Here is a 1,485-nt window from a genome sequence, read left to right as displayed (position 1 = left end):
ATGATGTTCATATTGGCTGTAGGCCGCATCTTCTACACCGATTTCGGGTTGTTTTTCCAAGTGCCGCGGGATTCCAACTCGTTGTTCAACGTGGCGACCACCATTGACGTTCTCGTGTACAAGCAGCTGAAGACCGCTACGCTAGGTATGGCATCTGCTTCCGCCTTCGTGCAATCCGTCATCGGATGTGCGACCATTCTGATCGCCAACTGGATCGTTCGCCGGGTAGATCCGGACAGCGCAATGATATAAAGGAGGAGTGGGAAAATGACATCGAGAGCAAATTACCAGTCGGGTCTGGAGAAATTCGACCGAATCGGCACCGTCACCAACGTGATTTTCCATGTGATTTTTATCTTGTTGGCGTTGGTCTGCTTGGTGCCTGTCCTTGTGGTGCTATCTGTATCTTTATCCAGCGAGGAGTCCATTCGTCAAACCGGCTACCATCTCTTTCCGACGATTTTCTCCGGAGAGGCTTATGACTATATTATTCAGCAAGGATCGATGATTTCGCGGGCGCTGGGCGTCTCCGTATTCGTTACAGTAGTCGGCACCGTGCTGGGCGTGCTGCTCACCGCTTCAATGGGCTATGTGATCTCCCGGCCGGATTACAAGCTTAAAAAATTTCTGACCATGGTGGTATTCATCCCGATGGTGTTTAATGGGGGCTTGGTATCCAGCTACTATATCAACGCGAATATGCTGGGCCTTAAGGATACGGTCTGGGCGCTTATTCTACCTTTGGCCGTATCTTCTTTCAATGTAATTATTTGCAAAACCTTCTTCACCAGTACCATTCCGGATGGTCTGATCGAATCCGCCGAAATCGACGGTGCGAGCCAACTGCGGACCTTCTTTTCCATCGTACTGCCTATTTCCTTGCCGTTGTTGGCAACCATCGGACTGTTTCTCTGCTTTGGTTACTGGAACGATTGGTTCCAATCCATGTTGTATATCAACAATCAGGACCTGTATTCTTTGCAGGCTTTACTGAACAGTTTAATGAGCAATGTGGATGCGCTGGCGAAGAACGCTTCCACCATGGGTATCAGTTATGCGACGCTTGTTGCCACTATGCCTAAGGAGTCCGCGCGCATGGCCGTGGCGATCATCATTGTCCTGCCTGTGGCCGCTGCTTACCCGTTCTTCCAGAAATACTTTATATCCGGTTTGACGGTTGGCGCCGTTAAAGGATGATCTAAAAATAGACCTGATTCGCTGGGTTTATTATATTCACCGCGCGATGCAGATGGTGGAATACATTACTATAGGGGGATATATTTATGAAAAAGATGAAGAAGCAACTGCTCGCCATCACTACTGCGGCACTCCTGACCTCCGGCCTTGTGGGCTGTGGTTCTTCGAATTCCGACTCGAAGGCCGAACCTTCCAGCAATCAGCCGGCCCAGACGGATTCGAGCAAACCTACCGATTCCGGCGACGTGCCTACGTTGGTATGGTGGACGATCGGCGGTCAAGTTCCCG

Annotated in this window: 1 protein-coding gene and 2 pseudogenes; all 3 read left to right on the top strand. The window is 50.2% G+C overall.

All coding sequences use genetic code 11. The features are described 5' to 3' along the window. A pseudogene (locus AC1D7X_RS25740) lies at positions 1-252 on the top strand (sugar ABC transporter permease); the annotation flags it as partial. Between the two features lie 15 nt (positions 253-267). Further along, complete coding sequence (locus tag AC1D7X_RS25735; RefSeq protein ID WP_495476432.1) at positions 268-1,197, top strand: carbohydrate ABC transporter permease; 930 nt, start codon at positions 268-270, stop codon at positions 1,195-1,197. 86 nt (positions 1,198-1,283) lie between these two features. Beyond that, positions 1,284-1,485 (top strand): annotated as a pseudogene (locus tag AC1D7X_RS25730) (ABC transporter substrate-binding protein); the annotation flags it as partial.

It is taken from the genome of Paenibacillus sp. Y568 (genome assembly GCF_059445545.1).
The sequence above is the reverse complement of the archived record's forward strand: the minus strand, read 5'-3'. Positions and strand labels throughout refer to the sequence as shown.